Origin of the sequence: Nocardia sp. NBC_01499 (assembly GCF_045040275.1) — a bacterium.
Classification (GTDB): Bacteria; Actinomycetota; Actinomycetes; order Mycobacteriales; family Mycobacteriaceae; genus Nocardia.
In genome coordinates this window covers 7,613,699-7,632,633 of record NZ_CP109426.1, presented here as the reverse complement: position 1 = coordinate 7,632,633, position 18,935 = coordinate 7,613,699, and the positions used below count along the sequence as shown (strand labels likewise).

At 63.0% G+C, this 18,935-nt stretch carries 17 protein-coding genes and 4 pseudogenes; 10 read left to right on the top strand and 11 right to left on the bottom strand.

What is annotated here, in order from left to right:
* Positions 1-21: 21 nt before the first annotated feature.
* The 3 genes and pseudogenes from OG203_RS35040 to OG203_RS35030 form a co-directional block, all read right to left on the bottom strand.
* Positions 22-1,251, bottom strand: a pseudogene (locus OG203_RS35040) (condensation domain-containing protein); the annotation flags it as partial.
* A gap of 339 nt (positions 1,252-1,590) precedes the next feature.
* The gene (locus OG203_RS35035) at positions 1,591-1,818 is read right to left on the bottom strand and encodes an MbtH family protein (RefSeq protein ID WP_405161494.1); all 228 of its coding nucleotides are present in this window, start codon (positions 1,816-1,818) and stop codon (positions 1,591-1,593) included.
* A gap of 65 nt (positions 1,819-1,883) precedes the next feature.
* Complete coding sequence (locus tag OG203_RS35030; RefSeq protein ID WP_405161493.1) at positions 1,884-2,564, bottom strand: condensation domain-containing protein; 681 nt, start codon at positions 2,562-2,564, stop codon at positions 1,884-1,886.
* Between the two features lie 995 nt (positions 2,565-3,559).
* On the opposite strand from OG203_RS35030, the pseudogene OG203_RS35025 reads away from it, so the two are divergent.
* Positions 3,560-3,774, top strand: a pseudogene (locus OG203_RS35025) (transposase domain-containing protein); the annotation flags it as partial.
* Between the two features lie 35 nt (positions 3,775-3,809).
* Here the strand turns inward: OG203_RS35025 and OG203_RS35020 are convergent.
* Together OG203_RS35020 and OG203_RS35015 are read right to left on the bottom strand one after the other, a co-directional pair.
* Positions 3,810-5,048, bottom strand: coding sequence for an MFS transporter (locus OG203_RS35020; RefSeq protein WP_405168106.1), 1,239 nt, complete (start codon positions 5,046-5,048; stop codon positions 3,810-3,812).
* 29 nt (positions 5,049-5,077) lie between these two features.
* Positions 5,078-6,034, bottom strand: coding sequence for an ornithine carbamoyltransferase (locus OG203_RS35015; RefSeq protein ID WP_405161492.1), 957 nt, complete (start codon positions 6,032-6,034; stop codon positions 5,078-5,080).
* A gap of 166 nt (positions 6,035-6,200) precedes the next feature.
* On the opposite strand from OG203_RS35015, the gene sbnB reads away from it, so the two are divergent.
* The 9 genes and pseudogenes from sbnB to OG203_RS34970 all read left to right on the top strand — a co-directional run bounded on the left by sbnB (position 6,201) and on the right by OG203_RS34970 (position 12,889).
* Positions 6,201-7,199 (top strand): 2,3-diaminopropionate biosynthesis protein SbnB, encoded by a 999-nt coding sequence (gene sbnB, locus OG203_RS35010; RefSeq protein WP_405161491.1) that lies wholly within the window; start codon positions 6,201-6,203, stop codon positions 7,197-7,199.
* 1,314 nt (positions 7,200-8,513) lie between these two features.
* Positions 8,514-8,786: a hypothetical protein gene (locus tag OG203_RS35005; protein WP_405161490.1), complete on the top strand. Its 273-nt coding sequence runs from the start codon at positions 8,514-8,516 to the stop codon at positions 8,784-8,786.
* A 6-nt stretch (positions 8,787-8,792) separates the two neighbouring features.
* Positions 8,793-9,785 (top strand): annotated as a pseudogene (locus OG203_RS35000) (tyrosine-type recombinase/integrase); the annotation flags it as partial.
* 58 nt (positions 9,786-9,843) lie between these two features.
* Positions 9,844-10,044: pseudogene (locus tag OG203_RS34995) on the top strand (transposase); the annotation flags it as partial.
* Between the two features lie 242 nt (positions 10,045-10,286).
* The gene (locus OG203_RS34990; RefSeq protein ID WP_405161489.1) at positions 10,287-10,649 is read left to right on the top strand and encodes a DEAD/DEAH box helicase; all 363 of its coding nucleotides are present in this window, start codon (positions 10,287-10,289) and stop codon (positions 10,647-10,649) included.
* 4 nt (positions 10,650-10,653) lie between these two features.
* Positions 10,654-10,944 (top strand): hypothetical protein, encoded by a 291-nt coding sequence (locus OG203_RS34985; RefSeq protein WP_405161488.1) that lies wholly within the window; start codon positions 10,654-10,656, stop codon positions 10,942-10,944.
* A gap of 177 nt (positions 10,945-11,121) precedes the next feature.
* Positions 11,122-11,691, top strand: coding sequence for a hypothetical protein (locus OG203_RS34980; RefSeq protein WP_405161487.1), 570 nt, complete (start codon positions 11,122-11,124; stop codon positions 11,689-11,691).
* A gap of 33 nt (positions 11,692-11,724) precedes the next feature.
* Complete coding sequence (locus OG203_RS34975; RefSeq protein WP_405161486.1) at positions 11,725-12,270, top strand: hypothetical protein; 546 nt, start codon at positions 11,725-11,727, stop codon at positions 12,268-12,270.
* Between the two features lie 328 nt (positions 12,271-12,598).
* Positions 12,599-12,889 (top strand): hypothetical protein, encoded by a 291-nt coding sequence (locus OG203_RS34970; protein ID WP_405161485.1) that lies wholly within the window; start codon positions 12,599-12,601, stop codon positions 12,887-12,889.
* Here the strand turns inward: OG203_RS34970 and OG203_RS34965 are convergent.
* The 6 genes from OG203_RS34965 to OG203_RS34940 form a co-directional block, all read right to left on the bottom strand.
* Positions 12,869-13,144 carry an RraA family protein gene (locus tag OG203_RS34965; RefSeq protein ID WP_405161484.1) on the bottom strand — a complete coding sequence of 92 codons (276 nt, stop codon included), beginning with the start codon at positions 13,142-13,144 and terminating at the stop codon, positions 12,869-12,871. The genes OG203_RS34970 and OG203_RS34965 overlap by 21 nt on opposite strands.
* Positions 13,145-13,329: 185 nt before the next feature.
* Positions 13,330-15,045: a CocE/NonD family hydrolase gene (locus OG203_RS34960; RefSeq protein ID WP_405168105.1), complete on the bottom strand. Its 1,716-nt coding sequence runs from the start codon at positions 15,043-15,045 to the stop codon at positions 13,330-13,332.
* A 512-nt stretch (positions 15,046-15,557) separates the two neighbouring features.
* Positions 15,558-15,806 (bottom strand): phosphopantetheine-binding protein, encoded by a 249-nt coding sequence (locus OG203_RS34955; RefSeq protein ID WP_405161483.1) that lies wholly within the window; start codon positions 15,804-15,806, stop codon positions 15,558-15,560.
* Between the two features lie 201 nt (positions 15,807-16,007).
* Positions 16,008-16,751, bottom strand: a complete 744-nt coding sequence (locus OG203_RS34950; RefSeq protein ID WP_405161482.1) for a DUF4097 family beta strand repeat-containing protein — start codon at positions 16,749-16,751, stop codon at positions 16,008-16,010.
* Positions 16,748-17,410, bottom strand: coding sequence for a response regulator (locus OG203_RS34945; RefSeq protein ID WP_405161481.1), 663 nt, complete (start codon positions 17,408-17,410; stop codon positions 16,748-16,750). The genes OG203_RS34950 and OG203_RS34945 overlap by 4 nt, the downstream gene beginning before the upstream one ends.
* Positions 17,401-18,678, bottom strand: coding sequence for a sensor histidine kinase (locus OG203_RS34940; protein ID WP_405161480.1), 1,278 nt, complete (start codon positions 18,676-18,678; stop codon positions 17,401-17,403). Before OG203_RS34940 ends, OG203_RS34945 begins: the two co-directional genes overlap by 10 nt.
* Between the last annotated feature and the right edge of the window lie 257 nt (positions 18,679-18,935).

The following is an 18,935-nucleotide window of genomic DNA, read 5'->3' as shown; positions in this document are numbered from 1 at the left end:
CAGTCGAATAATCCACAGATGATGGCCGATAACACTATCTTCGTGACATAGCTCGTCGTTAGCTTCGAAGTCTACCCGGGTACCAGCATCTCCTCGCCGATCGTAAATTGTCAGCGCAGAACCATGTATGTATCCTATCGAGATATTGTGCTCAAGAACACGATGACCTCCGAAAGTGAAATCGTAGTCGAATGCCATGAAATTGACGTCGAAACCAACCAGGCTGCGAATACCACCCTTCAAACCAAGATCACGTGCAATATCCTCAGCTCTATAACGCTGATGACGAATCGCATTGCGAATCTCTTTGTCGGCACTACGGATCGCATCCGATATCATAGTATCTGCACGCACCTGGAGACGTAGCGGCACCATATTGGAGACCATTCCAGGGATACTCTTCAATGCAGCCGTTGGTCTGGCGGTGACGGGAAGGCCGAGCAGAATATCCGACTCGCCTGTCATACGATGCAAGTATATGGCCGCCACCGCAACGATCAATGACGAATACCGAGAGCCGCACTTTGCAGCTAAACGGCGAAGTGAACTGGTCTCTCCGGCGGTAAGATATCCCGTTTGCCGCAGCGAGGGCCGCGCCGATAGAATTCGATTGCTTCCGAGCGAAAAATCTTTGGAGGCGCCGGCTAAATAATCATGCCAATAGTCACGATCTAACTCCAATTGCCCTGAGGCGCGATACGACTCATCTTCACGAATCAGCGTATGAAGCGAGTCGAGTGATGCTTCCTTCACAGGCATCGGATCGCCCTTGGCTAATGCCGAATAGATACCAGCGACCCGTCTAGCAATCAAGGCTGCTCCGGCACCATCAACGACGAGATGATGATACCCATGGTACCAAATATAATGATTGCGTCGGATCTTGAACAGCGCGAATGTGAATAGTAAACCACTTTGCGGTTGCATCGGATTGCTCACCTCTGAACGCATCCAAACCTCAGCCTCAGTCAACGGATCTTCGGCCTCGCTGAAGTCGAATACACAAAACGGCCAGTCAAATACGCGGGAGGCGTACTGATAGATCTCACCATCTTCTTCAACAAAGCGAACCTGAAGACTATCCGCTTCCGAGACTGCCATCCTCGTCGCTTGTTCGATTAGAGCCGGATCAACCTCGCCGCAAATATCAAGATACTGCCCGATACGATGAGCAGACGATTGGGGATCCAGCTCATGATCTATCCATATCTCACGCTGAGCAGCGGTTACCGAAAGTCGGGCGACAGACATCTCTTAACTCTCCCAATGCGCAAACTACACCGATAATGAGCAACAGAAAGTGATCGATATTAACGCCAATACAGTCAACGATACGCAGCTACACCTACAGGTAACCAAATCACCGGACTCTAGGCGCCCGCGACCGCAATACCATGACTGTTATTCACTCAGCCGATTCAGCGAGAAACTGGTTGCCTTCGTGTCGGGAGCAATGCCATCCGACTGCCGCAACGGCATCGTCCGCAGCAGATTGCCTCCACGAAACCATATATCTTGCGAGCCTCTCGCACGCGATATCCAGCTCCTCAACTATGGATAATGGTTCTCTTGACCTAAGATCTCTACACGTCAGGCTCTGGTCAACGCCGCATGCATAGCTTCCCTCAGACTCTTCGGTCGCATATCTTTCCAACTCTTTTCGACATATTCGATACAGTCAGCACGACTGGCTTCGCCCAATACGATTTTCCACCCTGAAGGCACCTCCGCAAAAACTGGCCACAGTGAGTACTGTTCTTCCTCATTCGTCAGCACATGAAAGATGCCAGACTCGTCGTCGAACGGATTCGTATTCATTTGGAAGCTCCTACTCTCCCGCGTCCGGCCGCTGTTTCTTCCGGACCTACGCTTATTTACGGGCACTAGAAATACTTGGCGGGACATCGTCCAGTTGCATGATGTCGGTATCGAGGTTGGGCGGCGCAACGCGGACCGCGGTCAGCTCCATTAGCACGTTGCGGCAGCTCGGCGGCCAGCAGCCCGTCGTATAGCCCACGCCGATATCGCTCTAGACGTTCGGCGCGGTCAGAGGGCAGCAACTCGGCTTCCCCAGCGTAGGTCGCAGTGGGCGTGAAGAGGGTGTTGCCGTCGTTGTGGGCCAGTCGGTCGTAGACGTCCAGCAGGCCGCCCATGAGTACCGTGTTGGATGTGGCGTCGGTGGGGATGTGGTGGCCCCTGATGAGGAGCACGGACTCGATGCGCGCACGCCCCAGCAGCACGAATCGGAACGCACCCTCCTCGCGCAATGCAAACACCGTGATGAACTTGACATACACGGCCCGCCGCAGCTCCTCGTCAGTGGCGCTCGGAAGGTTGCGGACCGAGGGGGTAGTGGTCATGCCATGCTCGGCGGTAACCGGGGTCGGTTTCCCATCCATTTCGGTGATGCTGGTGCGAACCGGCGGGTGTCGCTCGGCTGTCACCATGACCGCAGCCGCCAAGACGTCCAGGGCAATCGCCGACCGCCCCCTCAGGGCCACGCCGATGTTGAACGCGCCGCTGGTAGGCACCATCTTGTACAAAAACCAGAGTACCTGCTGCACGTACGAGAATTGGCAGCTAGACGTTCCGCCCGCTGACACGCCGACCTGAGCAGGACGACCCGGCCGTCGCCTTGTTCGCATAGGCCGGACAGTAATGACCACGGCTATATTCGACCCATACTCGCCGGTATCAGCGTTCAGTGTCGCAGTGCGCAATTTCTAGCCCCAGGACGACAATCCGCTGTCTGTCGGCACTTTCGATGATCTTGGCGGGTCGATCCGGTTAGCATGCAACAGGTTGCCTGCGGTGAGAAGCCGAACCGCAATCGTATGGCCACCCTCGCGGCGGTCTGCGACGCGCAGCCCGCGCCCGCCGACAAGTTGATGGATTCGGCGTTGGCACCAGGCATTGTGCCTGGCGGCGGGAGGGTCTGCGGGTTGTGCCGAGGCGTTGCCACGTGCGCGGCGACCCGCATCAACTCCCCGGCCAGCACCGCGCGCTCGGTATCGCTGACCATCCAGCGCCGCTTCGACGACCGCGGGATTAGTAGGGCCGATTCGCCGAATATCCACCAACAGATCGTTTTCCCAGCAAATGGCGTCGTCCAGCATGGTGCCCCTCATTCCGTCGTCGCAGTATTGACTCCGCTGAGGTCCGGCACTCGGCGGAAACCTCAGAAACCATGTCGCCGTAAGCAACTGAGGGTTCCGCCAGCCGCTGCCAGGCGTAGTGACGCTCAACCTCAGAAGTTGAACTCACGAGAACCACGTGCGCGGCGACACAGAACCGAGCCAGACGATCGACGACTGCACCGACGGTTGCAGCATAGTGGTTGTTATCATCGAACCGCGTGGACTCCGCGGCGAGCATGTGGACAATCGCACTAAAAGTGTCTTTCCGATCTGGTCTTGATTGTTGCGTAAAGAACATCAATCATCCCAGTTCAGAAACCACTTTCCCTATTTCAAGACACCCTCACCCGCACATTTCCACGTTGGATCGAGGCTAAATTCAATACCGTTCAGTTAATGGCACGGATGATAGGATGATCGCCATGCCTCGTTCAGGATGGGTGAAGCCGGAATCGGATCGCCGATTGTCAGATTTGGTATCAATCGGCCTCTTGACCAGGGTCTTCCCTGCTGATGTCGTCGACGAGGTGATTGCGGAGGCAGGCCGCACCGAGCAACGCAACCGGCACGGGTAATGGCGTACTTCTCGATCGGGATGGCGTTGCATTCCGAAGGTTCCTACGAAGGCGTGTTCGCGCACCATCCGAGTTCCTTAACTGAACGGTATTGAGGCTAAATTGCTTGACAGCCCGGGCCCCGGGCTTCGACGGCGTCGTCGCGCAGTGCGGGGGCGACAACAGCGGTCAGCGCCAGCAAGCCCATCGCTGCGGCGACGGCCAAGGCCGTGGCACACGTGCCGAAGGCGCTCAGCAGCAGTCCGCCAACGAGCGCACCGGCCGACCCCAAGCCGGAACCGAGGAGCGCGAATACGCTGGTGACTCGTCCCTGCAGCGCGTTCGGGGTGACTCGCACCTGGCGCACCCCCGCCACCACGTTCATCAGCGCACCGGCGAAACTCATCCCAGCCAGTAGCAGTCCGAGCAGCCATGGGTCGCTGGTGAAGGCGACTGGCACCATCAGCGCCGTCCAGGCGCCGAGCGATCCGGCGAGCACGGTGAACAGCCGCACCCGGTCGACCGCCCACGCCCCTGCCAACGCCCCTACCACGCCGCCCAGCCCGGCCACCAGACCGATGAGACCGACGGTCAGCGCCGATCCGCCGTGCTCCTTGACGATGAGCGCAAGGGTCAAGACAAGGACCTGGAATAGCAGATTGCTCCCGGAGATCAGCCCGACGGCGGCCCGCATAAACCGCTGCCGCCACACCCACTGCACTCCTTCGGCCACTTCAGACCGGACGTTTCGGGTGGGTGCGGTCCGCTCCCCTTGGAGGTCCTTGCGGATGAACAACAGGGTGACGAGGGCGATGAGATGGGACACGGCGGTGAAACCGAACGGCACCCAATGCCCGAGGGTGAAAAAGCCGCTGCCGGCCGGCTGGCCGAGCAGCCCGGCCGCCTGTCCGCGCGCCTCGTTCTGCCCCAGGGCCCGAGGCAGCTGGGAGGAAGGCACAACATGGCTAATGGCAGCCCGCTCGGCAAGCCGGTAGGTGAGCCCCGCCGCTCCGTCGACGAACGCCGCCCCCATCAGTGCAGGCAGCCACAGCCGCCCCGAGGCCAGCATCATCACGACGGCGCCCATAACCAGCATCCCGGCAATGTCGCATCCGATCAGCAGCCGCCGCCGGTCCCAGCGGTCGACCAGTGCGCCAGCGGGCAGTTGCACCAACAACTGCGGCAACAGGACGGCGAATCCGACCATCCCCGCTCCTATAGGGCTGTCCCCGTACCAGAGCATGAGCAGCGGGTAGGCAACTACGCTCGTGCGGAGGCCGAGGAGCGAGACGCCAGCGCCAATCCACAGCAGGAGGAAGTCACGATTGCGGCGCAGAGGGAGTGTCTCGGCTTGCACCGCACCCTGTGCGGATCCGTCGAGCAGACTCACCGGGGACCGCCGGCGGCTTCGTCCGCGATGCTGCCGGCCCGACACCACTCCAGCACCGCCATCGCGCTGTGCATCTTGTTCTCGGCTTGGTCGAAGGCGATACTGCGCGGACCGTCCAGCACCCCCGCCGTAACCTCCTCGCCCCGGTGGGCGGGCAGGTCGTGCAGAAAGACGGCCTTGGGGCTGCCCTCCCACAGTGCCTCCGTGACCTGGAATGGCGCGAAGGACCGCCGCCAGCCGGGATCGGGCTTGCTGGTGCCCGTGGTCTGCCATCGCGAGGTGTAGATGACGTCCACGTCTGCAGGGAGGCCCGTCATGTCGTGCCGCTCGCAGATGGCCGACCCATGTGTGGCGGTCAGGGCCGCGGCCCGCAGCCGCACGTCTTCGCTGACCCCATAGTCCTCCGGCGTCCGCAGTTCAAGCTCGGTGCCTGGGAAACGGGTCAGCCCCAGGGCGAGCGCGGCGGCGGTGTTGTTGCCCTCGCCGACGTAGAGCACACGCAGTCCTTCTATCCGGCCGAAATGTCGCAGCAGCGTGGTGAGATCGGCCAGTCCCTGGGTGGGGTGTTCGTCCGCGCTCATCGCGTTCACCACCGACATACGGTCCTGAGCGGCCCAAGCCCGCAGCTCGGCCGGGTCGCCTGAGGTCCGGGCCACCAGCGTGTCGAGCATGCGTGAGAAGACCCGACCGGTGTCCTCGCTGGTCTCCCCGGTGTTCGTCTGCAGATCGTTGCCGTTGTACGCGATGATCTGCGCGCCGAGCCGCAGAGCACCGGAGGAGAAGGCGGTACGGGTCCGGGTGGAGGTCTTGCGGAAGTAGATTCCGACGACCGTCCCCTCCAACGGTAGCGCGGGCGCCAACGCGCCCGATGAGAACCCGGCACCGCGGGTCACGATCGAACGCAGGTCAACATCGGTCAGGTCATCGAGAGAGATGAGATGGCGGATGGCCACAGCTTGCTCCTTGTCTCCAGCATGTCCGTCCTCCAGCGTCGGGAACGGCTCTATCCGCTTTCTATTTAAAGACGCGGTATAGGCGGCGGAGGCAGGGTCGGCACAGGACTGGATTGGGCTGTTGATCGTCCAGTCACAACCGTGCTATCGAGAGGAACGAACCGGCATGCTTATCCTTCGGCGATCCGACGTGGTGGAGACCCTGAAAGGCCGGGAACTGGACATCATCGACCTTGTCGCCGAGGCATACCGGCTGCACGATGAGGGCAGCACGGCGCTACCACACTCGACTTTCCTGCGCTTCCCCGAGGAGGAACACGAGCGCGACCGCATCATCGGCCTGCCCGCCTACCGGGGCGGCGCCTCGCCCGTCGCGGGGATGAAGTGGATCGCTTCCTTCCCCGGCAATGTCGCAGCCAACCTAGAGCGGGCGAGCGCGACCGTCGTCCTCAACTCCCTGGAGAACGGCCGCCCTTCGGCGTTTCTCGAGGGTTCGGTTATTTCCGCCAAGCGCACGGCGGCCAGTGCCGCCCTGGCCGCGCGCGTCCTCAGCGGCCACGCTCCGCCCACCGGAGTGTCGCTCGTCGGCTGTGGTGTGATCAACCTCGAGATCCTGCGCTTTCTCAAGGCTGCCCTGCCCAGCCTCGGTCAGGCCGCACTCTACGACCAGGATCCAGCGCGTACCGAGGCGTTCGCGCAGACCTGCGCCAAGGCAGTGCCAGGAGTGCGAGCGGTGACCGTGACGGACCTCGACGAGGCCCTCGCCACACACCCGCTCATCTCCCTGGCCACCACCGCAGCCGAGCCTCACCTGGACCTGTCGCCCTGCGCACCGGGCACCATCGTGCTGCACATCTCGCTGCGTGACCTGACCGTGGAGACCATCCTTGACGCGGTCAACGTCGTAGACGACACCGACCACGTCTGCCGTGAGCGCACGTCACTGCACCTCACCGAACAGCACACCGGGAACCGGGACTTCGTCGCGGCGCAGATCGGGGCGTTGCTGCGCGGCACCGCGCACATCCGGCATAATCCAGGGCAGCACGTGGTCTATTCCCCCTTCGGGCTGGGCGTACTCGACATCGCACTCGCGGAATTCGTGCGGGAGCAGGCGGAGCACAACAGGCTGGGCATACAGGTGGACGACTTCCTCGCATCCTGACGTACGCTCCGGCATGGCTGTCGGCGGGCGTGAACATGCCCCGGACAACGTCAGCCTGCAGAGACCACGACAGATCGCCACCGTTGGACCGGACCGTGATCTTGTGACTGGAACCGGGATCGGTCTTGACGCCCACCTGCTGGCTGACTGAGCCTGGATCCACCGCCGTAATTCGGGTATTCATTTGAGTGAGATCGGCTGGTTTCGGGCGAGGTGGGGGCTGCTGGCTTCGAATCCAACCTGTCCACTGTGGTGTTCCGGCTTGTCGAGGGGGTGGCCGTTTCGGTGCGCGGTCAGGCTGCGAGCGCGGCCTGTTCTGCATCATGTGTCCAAACGCGGGGTGAGCGGCGACGATCAAGCTGAAGGCGCCGCGGTCTTTACCGAAAGTCCTTACCGTCCAACAGGTTCAGGCGGGAAAACCCTACCCCGGATTGGTCGGTATTCCTGGCTGACTTCCCCATCCGAGATCACCAGACTGGAGAACATGCTGATTTGGACAAAGCACGGTCCTACCTCAACCCGCACTGATCCGATAAGAATCACGAAGTCTGCAACTTCGGTATCCCATAAGGGACGGCGGACGATTCGGAAGCGTTGGTTCCACAACCGACCGCGGGGGGCCGCGCTGTCGCCGGTCCACAGGTGGGCGGTGGTGGGCGCCGGGGCTGTTGCGGTGTTGCTGATCCCGTGGTGCGTCTTCGTTGTTTGTACCCTTCCGCGGACCATGAACGTGGTGCACTGGCCTCTGCTGTGGCTTGGTCTCGACACAGCAGAGGCGGTCAGTGCGTCAGTAACGCTGCTGCTGCTGCTGCGCCGAAGTCCCGCTGCTGCACTTAGCGCGGCGGTCGGCGCCGGGCTGTTCTTCGCCGACGCCCTGTTCGATGTCGGAACATCGATGTCCAGCGGCGGGCTCCCTGTGTCGATTCTGATGGCGGTATGCGGGGAAATCCCGACCGGTGTCGCCGCACTGTGGTTCGCTGTCCGGGCGCTGCGGCAACATACAGTGCCGACGGGCCGTCAACCGCATCAACGCATGCCGATCGGCGGTACAAGCAACCTAGCGCCCAGCGGTGAGGTCGCCGACGAGGTTCCGCTGGTAGGCGAGTGCGAAAATCCGGGCCGCGATCGACCCCGAATCCCTCAACGAACAGGCGGCAGCCGGCGAAGTATGCCTCCAAGGCCTCCGCTGCCGCTCGCTGCGCCACAATGTCAGCATTCAGCGCCCGCAGCTGCTCCACATCGGGGGAATGCTAACCAGTTCCACTGGATAGGCGTCGCGTGAGCCGCCTACGATCTAGTTACCGTCCTGGGCGAATGCCCCAACACCATCGCGAGCAGTGTTTTGTACACAACAGCCGCTCCAACCAGCTCACCGCCACCACCGACAGCGGCGAAGTCCTGGCCAGCTTCTCGACAGCCCCCACCACGGTGGCCGCCGGTCACATCAACCTGACTATCTCTCAGGCCGACTACTACATCGACGCCACCAGCGTCGTCGGCACCCCGACTGTCACGATCCCCAGCAACCGCTATGCGGGCAACACAATCACAGTCAAGACCCAAACTGGCGGCATCGACATCCACTGACCCAACATGGGCGTGAGGTGCCTGCGATTCCTCTCGCACCGTGAAGGCTTGACTAGGATGACCGGCAATCGTTATGCCGTACAGCAGTGCGGATTCGGGGCTGGAGCTGGTGATCGCGCCGCAACGTTCGGATTCACAATGGCCGATCAGAGGCTGTTCAGGAAGATCCCGTTTCCACCACCGCAAAAGGAGAGCCCTGCCATGCCCACGCTCGCGCCGCTTCTCGAAGCGTTCTTCACCGACCATCTGATGACTCAGCGGCAGGCCAGCCCCAACACCGTCACCGCCTACCGCGACACCTTCCGGACGTTGATCGTGTTCACCCGTGACCGCACCGGCATACCACCGAACACTATCGACATGACCGACTGGGACGTGCCCCTGATCAGCGCGTTCCTGCAGCACCAGGAAGCCGACCTCGCCAACAGCGTGACCACCCACAACGCTAGGCTTGCCGCCATCCATTCCCTGTTCGCCTTCGCCGGTCTGCGACATCCCGAACACGCCTGGCTCATCCAACGAGTTCTGGCCATCCCGCCGAAACGGTACGGCCATACCGGCGTCTGCTTCCTCACCGACGAGGAAACCAGCGCGCTATTGGCCGCCCCGGATCGATCGACCTGGACCGGTCGCCGCGACCACACCCTACTGCAAGTGGCAGTGCAAACCGGACTGCAAGTGTCTGAACTGATCGGACTCCGCTGCCAGGACGCGCACCTGTGCGCCGATCCGCACCTGCGCTGCCACGGCAAGGGGCGCAAGTACCGTGTCACCCCGCTGACCATGACAACCGTTGCCGCGCTGAGTATCTGGCTGGTGGAACGCGGCGACGCCGACACCGACCCGATCTTCTGCACCCGATCCGGCCGACCACTCAGCCGTGACGCCGTCGAGCACCTAGTCACCAGACACGCGGTCACCGCTGCGCGCACCAACCTCACGTTGCAGACCAAACACGTTTCGCCGTACACCCTACGTCACACCGCCGCGATGGCGTTGCTGCACGCCGGGGTCGACCCGTCGGTGATCGCGCTCTGGCTCGGACACGAAACCATGAATCACCGAGAAAGTGATCGAGGAAATGACCGACTGGGTCAACCGGCCCCTCGACAGTGTGCATGCCGCGATCTTCATCGATGCCATCGTGGTGAAGGTCTGCGACAGTCAGGTGACCAACCGTCCGATCTACGCCGCGATCGGGGTCAGTGTCGAGGGCCGCGAGGACGTGCTCGGGTTGCGGGCCGACGCCAGCGGTAAAGTCCTGGAGGGGCGCGCTCACCGACCTGAACAGCCGTCGCTGCTGATCGGTGTCGCTGAGGAGGCGGCGCGTGACGCATTCGAGCTGATGTGGCCCGATCACTCGGGTCCGGCGGGCACGGTCGATCGGCTGCCCGCCGAACGGGTCGTGCCGCCGGACTGGGTGCGTTTTCTTCCGTGCCCGGTGGTGAATCCTGCTCAGGCAGAGGCGATTCCCCGTGTCGTCACGGCAACGATCATCTGGTGGTGGTGGTGGTACCCACCGGTGCCGGTAAGACGGTCATCGGCATGGTCGCGGTGCTCCACACAGTGTTGGAACAACACCGGAAAGCGGCGTGGTTGGTGCCGCAGCGCTCGCTCACCGACGAGCTGAACACCGAACTCGACAGCTGGCGCCGGCGCGGGCTGAGGGTCGAACGCCTCTCCGGTGAGCACCGAGTCGACGCGCAACGGATCCGGGATGCGGATCTATGGGTCACAACCACTGAGAAGTTCGAGGCCATCTGGGGGACCTCCCCCCTCAAAGAAGAGCCACTTGAGCAGACGGATCTGGTAGCGGCGCTGCCAGCCCCCGCAGGCCGTGGACAGGCTGCTGTGGATGTGTGAACAGATGACGACCTCCGCCCACGCCGACGACATAGTTCCCGCCCTCTGGCATACTGCGCGGGCACGTGACCTCACTCACCTGGATTCGCCGGAAACCGCAAGACCCCAAGGGTGCCGATTGAGCCAGCCGGAATACTCGGCCCTATCGCGTAACCGCATGACCGGCACGGTACTGGAAGGCGATAGCGCCACCGTACATCTGACCTACCCGGCCACCGCCGTGTTCGCCGTCTGGTCGGGGGCGAACGCCACCACGGCTCAGGGCAGTGCCACTGCGGTGTTCGCGGTCGGGTGACGTGGGCGAACGAGGAGCGGCGGGTGCACCTGGCGCGGCGACTACGGCGCGGCCGGGGGCCCGACGAGTAATCCGGATGCGAGCCGGCACCCGATCAGGCGTTTGCTCCGGCATCGCAGGTATGTTCGATCAACGCAACCCCCCAGACTCCGACGCGACCGCGAGGACAGCACCTTAATGGGCAAGTACACGATAACCATCACCCCTGAAGCGTCAGACGGCACAGGCAGTGCCGGTCAACCGAGCCTGACCCTGCACATCGATGCCGATACCTCCGAGCCCCGGGTCACCGGTGTGGCCGTGCACTCGAATGCTCCGGAAGGATTGACAGCGACGAACTTTCCCCACATCGATCTCACGGCGATAGCGCGGGCACTGGCCACCCGGACAACCTCTGCGGCTACGGAGTCGCAGTTGACCCTGTTCGCAAGCAGGCCGGATACGGCAAGTATCGCACGGAAATCCACCACCGATAGCGCGCGTAAACCCTTGCCGAGAACCGACGATCGGAAACCGAAAGATACGGATTCTGTCGCTGTCGAGTCATCCGGTTCAATTAACGAGAGCAACGAGCGAGCCTACCGGCGTATGCCGGACCCCCACGAAGTGCGCGAGAAGTTCCGCAGTATCGGCACCGTGACTGGCCTGGCCAAACATTACAATGTGCCACGCCACACCGCCCAGGGGTGGGTCGGCAGGCTGCGTAAGCTCGACAGCTCAACGTCGGCAACACCGACAGGCATGTAATAGGGCGAGTCGAGAGGAGGTGGGTCGAGGTACATGGATAACCTTTACAAGATCAGCATTTCGGTAGTCGAATCGAACAAGATCCTAGCCACGGCCACCGTGGAGGTCAGTGACAACTGGGCGAAAATCGTCGAGGTCCATGCCGAGGTCAGCGAAAATTACGTAGTCCCGACAGAATTGGCGGCAGTCGATTTCTCGGTGCTGGTTCGAACCGCGTCATTGCTGGCAGGAAATCCGATGCTCGATGAACCGGGCGATGTCACCGTAACGGTATCGGTGGCACAGGAAGAAGAGGCAGACGAAGAGTCGGCCAACGTTTCGGAGTCACCAGGCAACGAAAAATCATCGGATGAGATGGCCCCGAGCGAAGTCGAACAGCCTGATCATGGCAATCGCTCCGTAAAAACCGATATGCCCTCGGACTTCGGGGTGACATATTGGAGATTGGGCAGTATCGCAAAAGTCGCGAAACATTATGGTGTTCCTCATCGTATCGCGCAGGACTGGATAAGATCTCTCCAGCGAGAAGGCAAAGTTGCCAGTCCTTGGCCGAAAAAGGCTGCTCGGCCATATCGGTGACCATCGGACTCATCCGCGCCCGAACCAGATCCCTGCCCGCTCTGCGCAGTAGACCAGCCCGTCACCAGCTGATTTCTCGGGCAAGGGTAAGACCGCTCGACTACAACCTGGCTCGCAGGAGTGTTCGCGATGAGGTTGAGGGCCTGATGGTGAGTGGTAGCCAGGCTGCCAGCGATGCTGGGTGAGGTATGTGATGCAACTGCCGGCTTAGGGCCTGCAGAGAGACAACACGTAATTGTTGCCATGTTGCGCCGTGTCCGCTTGTTTGAGTGACAAATTCGCACTTCTCGGTTGTAGTGTTGAGCGTGGTTCCGGTCGGTTCACATGGGTGGCCGCTCTCGTCGAGCATGGGCCGGGTACGTTTGATCGCCTTGAAGATGGCGGTAGTGCTGACTCCGCCTCCTGTTGGTGTCAGCTACTTGTTGTTGAGTCCGTAGCTCAAGGTGAATCCGGTGTTCAATTTCTCGATGAGCCGGGCTTCGGCTTCCCTGATCGCTGCGGCCGAGTCGAACAGATATTCGGCTCGGCCGGAGTCTACGACGATGACACCTTCGTCGTCGGCGAGGATCAGGTCGCTGGGAGCTATCTGGACTCCGCCTCAGGTTATCGGGATCTGTAGTTCGCCGAGTTCGGTGGTGGTGCCTGCCATCGGGGTGACGAAGCGGCTGTAGATCGGGAGCTCGCAGTTTCGCACGTAGGTGATGTCGCGGTATCCGCCGTCGACGACGATCCCACCTAGACCACGGGCCAGCGCCCCGCGGGCAATTAACTCTCCGGCGTATGCGATCTCCTCGCTGCCTCCGTCGACGACGGTGACAGCGCCTGGGACGCCGTTTCGATGGCGCGAAGTACCGCGAAGAAGTCGCCTCGGCATCGGACGGTGTATGCGGGTCCGAAGATCCTCGTATTCGCGGATCGCGCTTGAATCCCGTTGTCCAGCACCCGTGTTGCCTTATCCGCGTCGCAGATCGCAGTGGTGTCGACGGCGAGGAAGTTCGCGACAAGCTCGTTGACCTGCATCGGCAATGCCTTTCGAGACTCGGAGTGTGAGGGCACAGGCTACTTTCCCGGATGGATGTCGAGGGTGTCGGAGCCGTTGTCCTTGGCCGCGATGATGGGCAACGATACCGACGACGGGTGTTCGGCATCCTTGTAGATGGTTTGAGTGGCCGGGACGGCGCGGGCATTATCGCCGAAGGGGTCGCCCGTGTTCGGGTTCGGCGCGTACTGCGGATAGTCGCTGCTGGCAATCGCGATGCAGATTCGGTCGCCCGCCTTGAAAAGATAACTGGTTGGCCAGACTTTGATAGTGAAGAGATACGGCTGGCCGGGGACGAGCGGGGTTGGGGCGGTGAGCGAGTCGCGGTAGACGGCGCGCACGATGCCGTTGTTCAGGTTGACAGCCGAGCCGTCGGGGGAGACCACTTCCAGGCGCGCGACGAAGTCTGTGTCAGTTGCGGTCGAGGAGGCCCACAGCTTCACGGTGATCGGGCCGGTCACTTCGATGTCGGAGCCGAGCGGGTCGGTGCTGTAGGTGAGCACGTCGGAACGTTGCTCCACCGCCGTTTGGTCGAGGGGACCCTGTGGTGTTTCTCCGATGCCGCAGCAGGAATGGCCGCCTATGCTTGGCACCGGGTTAGCGGGGTCGTAGATGTATCGGTCGGTCGGCGCGAGCCCCTTCGGTGCGTCCGTGGTGAGTTTGCCGACCCGACCAGCGAGTCCGTTAACCCCGCTGCCGTTGAAATAGTAATCGGTCCAATGAGTTTCGGGCAGTGGCCAGCTCGGCGCCGTCTTCCACTTATTGGCGCCCATCAGGTAGTAGTCGACGCGCGGCGTGGTGGACACGCCGTTGTCGATCCCCTTGAGGAAATGATCGAACCACGCCAGCATCAGTTCATTGATCGGGCTATCCGCAACCGGGCCCAGCTTTCCGAGCTTGGGCGCGATGTTCGAATTCGGCCGTCCCCAACCCCGGTGGTCCCACGGTCCGATCACCAGTCGCTGGTTCGCCCGCGCTTGCGGGCTACCGCCGTGATCGACCATGCCGGTGAAATTCTCGACGCCGCCCGCGAGGAATGCGTCGTACCAGCCTTCGATATCGAGCACCGGCACCTGGACGTTCTGGTAGCGATCGCGGATGCTCCACTGCTTCCAGTAGTCATTGCGGGTCGAGTTGCGGATCCAGTCGTAGAACCACGACGCGACCGCCGGGTTGCCGGGTTGCAGTGGCGGAAAGTCTTTGTAGGGGCGGTAATTCATCCACTCAGTCACATTCGGAATGTCCGCAAGCAGTTGGTCGGCCGCGGCATTGTCCTTGCGCTGCTTCGCTGCTTCCAACCCGATGGTGCCCATCGCCCACGGCTCGACGAATCCGAGCCGGAACTGGCCGCCCTCGTAGGTCCAGCCGTCGTAGTAGTCCGATGCCGTGTTGGCGGGAACGATGGTCGTCAGATGTGGCGGCGTCGAGACCGCGGCGAGCCATTGGGTCGCCCCGACGTAGGACGAGCCGTACATGCCCACCTTGCCGTTCGAACCCGGCAGTGCCGCAGCCCATTCCACGGTGTCGTAGCCGTCTTTCATGTCATTGGCGAACTCGGCGAACGTGCCGTCCGACTTGCCGAGACCGCGGATGTCCTGGATCACGAGCATATAGCAGTGCGGGGGCTGTATCTGCGCGGAATCTTTGCCATATTGGGTGCGCATCAGGATCACGGGCACGGGATCTGTCGTCCGCGGGCGGTAGACATCAGCGCGCAGGACCGTCCCGTCCCGCATGGTCGCTGGCACGTCGGTTTGCTTGTCGACCGCACAGTCCCCGCGCCCACTGTCCGGCGGCCCGGCACCGGCGTCTGCCGCCGGTTTCGTATCGCTACTCGCCGTGCAGCCACCCACCAGTGCGCCAACGGCCAGCACCGCGGTAAGCGCCCGGACAACTCGCTTTGCATGATCGGACAAGCTCGTACACCCCACTTCGAGGCAACACCGTTGAGCGATGCATGCCATAGCTGCCAGTACACCGGAACCACCGTGCCGGTTCCTCCTATATTTCTTCGGTATCTGTGCTCTCAGAGCGGCACGGAATCAGTGGATCGATGAGGTCCCTCGCGCCCTGCGGATCGCCGGACTGATCGCGGTGAGTGCGGCAATGGCGACGACGGCCGTTGCACCTGGTGAACGTGCTGAACGAAGCCAGCGGACGTAGCAGGAACAGAATGAGGCGGCCCGGCCTCAGCGAGGGCACTCCAGGAATAAGCGTCGATCACGCCCTCAGGCCAACGGGACCGTCCTCATACATGCCTACGACACCACGGTCGTAGGTCATCTCTGTTGCTCAGAACTGCCCGGGTGGCGAGCACTGCGCTGAGGTCTTCGACCGTGCGATATTCCAGGACATCGCGCACGGCGACGTCGAAGCCCGCCCTGCGCAGCGTGCCGACCAGGTTCACGGCACGGATAGAGTCGCCGCCCACCTCGAAGAAGCTGTCGTGGACACCAACCCGAGGAACCCCGAGGACCTGCTGCCAGACCGTAGCCACCTGATTCTCGGCGTTTGAGGGCGCGTTCGGCGGCCAGAAACGGGTTGCGGCAGGCGATCAGCCGTTTACCGGCGTAGTCCGGGCAGGTGATCTCGGCCAGGTCGTGCTGATCGAACAGGGTCATCTGCAGCCGCCCGGAGTCAGCGGCGAGTTTCGGGATTCGCGAGGGCCCCAGCGCGAGCACCGCACGCCGGGGTCGGGTCAGTGGATGTTGATGCTGCCGGTGCCGGTCTTGACCGTGATCGTGTTATGTGCGTAGCGGTCGTTGGGCATCGCGATGGACAAGGCGCCGACCCGAGCGGTGGCATCGATGTAGTAATCGGCCTTCGGGAGGTTGAGGTCGACCGCACCGACACTGGTGGTCACCGCCGCTGCGGTGGGGACGGCGGCGAAGCTCGCCCGGACTTCGCCCTTGCCGGTGACGGCGGTCAGCCGATCCGAGCGGCTGTCATGCACGACGATCTTGCCTGTATCAGTGCGCAGCTCGACAGCGCTCGCCGGGTTGGTGACCTCGATGTTACCGGTTCCGATGTGCGCGGTGAGCGGGCCGGTCGTGTCGGTGGCGGTGATACTGCCCAACGAGACATGAGCTTGGACCTCCAGGCCCACGGGCAACGCAATGTCCAGGCGCAGCGAGCAGGCGCTCTTGCAGCCGCCGGTGACGGTCGTGGTCGAGCCCTCGATGGATGCCGTCATCGTGTTCGGCGTCGTAGTGTAGGCGTAGTCGCCGGTGGCGGTGACGTGCACCGCCGAATCGGGACCAGGGTGCAGGGTGAGTTCGACGCCCTCGGCCTCTACCTGCAGGGTGGTGCCCGCCGCGACGGTGGCGGTCGCGGAGAACGGCTTGCGAACGTGATCGATGATGGACGGGATGGCGGCCGCGATGATGGCGACGAACACGACCAAACCGCCGATCTTGACCCAGCGGCGAGTGCGGATTGTCATTCGGAGACTCCTAAGTAGTGCAGGACCGCCAGGACGCGACGGTTGTCGCCGTCCTCGGCAGGCAGACCCAATTTGGTGAAGACATTGCGGATGTGTTTTTCCACCGCGGCCGCACCGATGACCAGTTCGGCGGCGATTCCGGCGTTGGAGCGGCCCTCGGCCATCACCGCCAGAACCTGGCGTTCACGGGCCGACAGAGTTGCCAGCGGATTCTGTTTGCGGCTACGAGCGAGAAGCTGTTTGACCACTTCGGAGTCCAGCACGGTCTCGCCGCGATGGACCCGAGCCAAGGCGTCGACGAACTCCTCGACCTCCGACACCCGATCCTTGAGCAGGTAGCCGACACCCGCGGTACCCAGGGACTCGGTGTTGCCGATGAGGTCGAGGGCGTAGCGCTCCTCGACGTACTGGGACAGCACGAGCACGCCGACGTCGGGCCAGCTGGAGCGGATCGTCAGGGCGGCGCGCAGGCCCTCGTCCACGAAGGTCGGCGGCATCCGCACATCGACGACGCAGACGTCGGGCCGCTGGTCGCTGAGGGCGCGCAGCAGGGCGTCGGCATCGCCTACGGCCGCGGCCACCTCGATACCCTGCTCGCGCAGCAGGGCCGCGATGCCCTCCCGCAGCAGGGCCGAATCCTCGGCGATCATCACCCGCATGTGATCACCGCTTCGACGACCGTGGGGCCCCCGGCAGGGCTGGTGATGTGGATGCGGCCGTCGACCCCGGCGACACGATCGGACAGGCCGCGCAGTCCGCTGCCGCAGGCGGGATCGGCGCCACCAACGCCGTTGTCGGTGACGGTGACGGTGAGGCGGTCCCCGGTGCGGGTGATTCGTACCCAGGCTCGGTCGGCCCGGGAGTGCTTGGCGACGTTGGTCAATGCCTCGGTCACCACGAAGTAGGCGATGCTCTCCACCGTGAGCGATGGGCGCGGCGTCACCTGCACTTCGACCTCGACCGGAATGGGACACTGGGCGGCAACCGCGGACAGGGCGGCGTCCAGTCCGCGATCGGTCAGCACCGGGGGATGCAGACCGCGGGTCAGATCCCGGATCTCGGTAATCGCCTCGCCCGCAGCGTGTTTGGCCTCTTCGACCAGGGCGCGGCTGTCGGTGTCACCGGACTTCTTCAGCCGGACGCTGGCTCGGCCCAGTGTGATGGACAGCGCGACCAGGCGTTGTTGGGCGCCATCGTGCAGATCGCGTTCGATCCGACGCCGTTCGGCGTCGGCCGCCTCCACGGTCGCCGCCCGCGTACGCGTCAGATGCTCGACGCGCCGGGTGAGTTCAGTGTGCGGAGACGGGGCGAGCAGCGCCGACGCGAGGGCGGTGTCCAACATCATCAGAAGCCGCATCACAATCGGTACCAACAACGCGGCCAAGGCCAGCGTCACTACCACCACGATTGCCCCGCCGAGGGTGTTCACCACCAGGGGACCGAGGGCGATCCGCCCCGGCGGGCGGGCCACCCAGTACACCGGCAGCGGTAACAACGCCAACGGAACCGACCAGGTGATCACCAGGCCGGTCAGTGTGATCGCCGACACCGGCACCCGGAGGGCGAAGTACCCGATGGTGCGCCACAGTGAGCGATCTGCGACGAGGCGGCGGATGGACCGTGGCATCCGACCGTGCAGGTCCGGCGACGGCGGGGCCGGGATGTCCCAGCCACCGGTGGCGGCGAACCTGGCGCGCTCGATCGCCGCCAGTCGGTCTAGCATCCGCCCCGCCGCCATCACCAGCGGAATCCCGACACCGACCGGCACCAATACCAGTGCCACCGCGAACCCCGCCAACACCAGGACACCCAGTACGGCCATCACGCCGTCGACGGCCAAATGCGCGCAGGCCGACCACAACGCTGCCGATCTCCACCCTCGCAGCAGATGAGCCAAAACCGAGAGCGGGATGTTCCGCGTCGTCATGAGCAACTCCCCCACGCGGCACGCACCCATCCGAACTGGGCGGCCTCCCCATGGCGCAGAGAAGAAGCCGCAGGCGTTGAATGCTGCCACCGTGGCCGACTGACCGGCAACCGAGGTCTCACCGGCTTACTTCGCCGCTTACCGCCAGCCCGCCGAGGAACCCGGGACCGACGCCCACCTGGCCGGGCGCACCCACCTACCAGCTGATTCTTGTCGGTGACCGCACCGCTGGGCGCGGGTGATGTCTGAGGCACGAA

What these genes read in the sequence shown, in the direction of transcription:
- OG203_RS35035 (WP_405161494.1), bottom strand. Translation starts at nt 1,818, where the DNA reads ATGAATACGAATCCGTTCGACGACGAGTCTGGCATCTTTCATGTGCTG.
- sbnB (WP_405161491.1), top strand. Translation starts at nt 6,201, where the DNA reads ATGCTTATCCTTCGGCGATCCGACGTGGTGGAGACCCTGAAAGGCCGG.
- OG203_RS35005 (WP_405161490.1), top strand. Translation starts at nt 8,514, where the DNA reads ATGCCCCAACACCATCGCGAGCAGTGTTTTGTACACAACAGCCGCTCC.
- OG203_RS34985 (WP_405161488.1), top strand. Translation starts at nt 10,654, where the DNA reads ATGACGACCTCCGCCCACGCCGACGACATAGTTCCCGCCCTCTGGCAT.
- OG203_RS34980 (WP_405161487.1), top strand. Translation starts at nt 11,122, where the DNA reads ATGGGCAAGTACACGATAACCATCACCCCTGAAGCGTCAGACGGCACA.
- OG203_RS34975 (WP_405161486.1), top strand. Translation starts at nt 11,725, where the DNA reads ATGGATAACCTTTACAAGATCAGCATTTCGGTAGTCGAATCGAACAAG.
- OG203_RS34965 (WP_405161484.1), bottom strand. Translation starts at nt 13,144, where the DNA reads ATGCCGAGGCGACTTCTTCGCGGTACTTCGCGCCATCGAAACGGCGTC.
- OG203_RS34960 (WP_405168105.1), bottom strand. Translation starts at nt 15,045, where the DNA reads ATGCGGGACGGGACGGTCCTGCGCGCTGATGTCTACCGCCCGCGGACG.
- OG203_RS34950 (WP_405161482.1), bottom strand. Translation starts at nt 16,751, where the DNA reads ATGACAATCCGCACTCGCCGCTGGGTCAAGATCGGCGGTTTGGTCGTG.
- OG203_RS34945 (WP_405161481.1), bottom strand. Translation starts at nt 17,410, where the DNA reads ATGCGGGTGATGATCGCCGAGGATTCGGCCCTGCTGCGGGAGGGCATC.
- OG203_RS34940 (WP_405161480.1), bottom strand. Translation starts at nt 18,678, where the DNA reads ATGACGACGCGGAACATCCCGCTCTCGGTTTTGGCTCATCTGCTGCGA.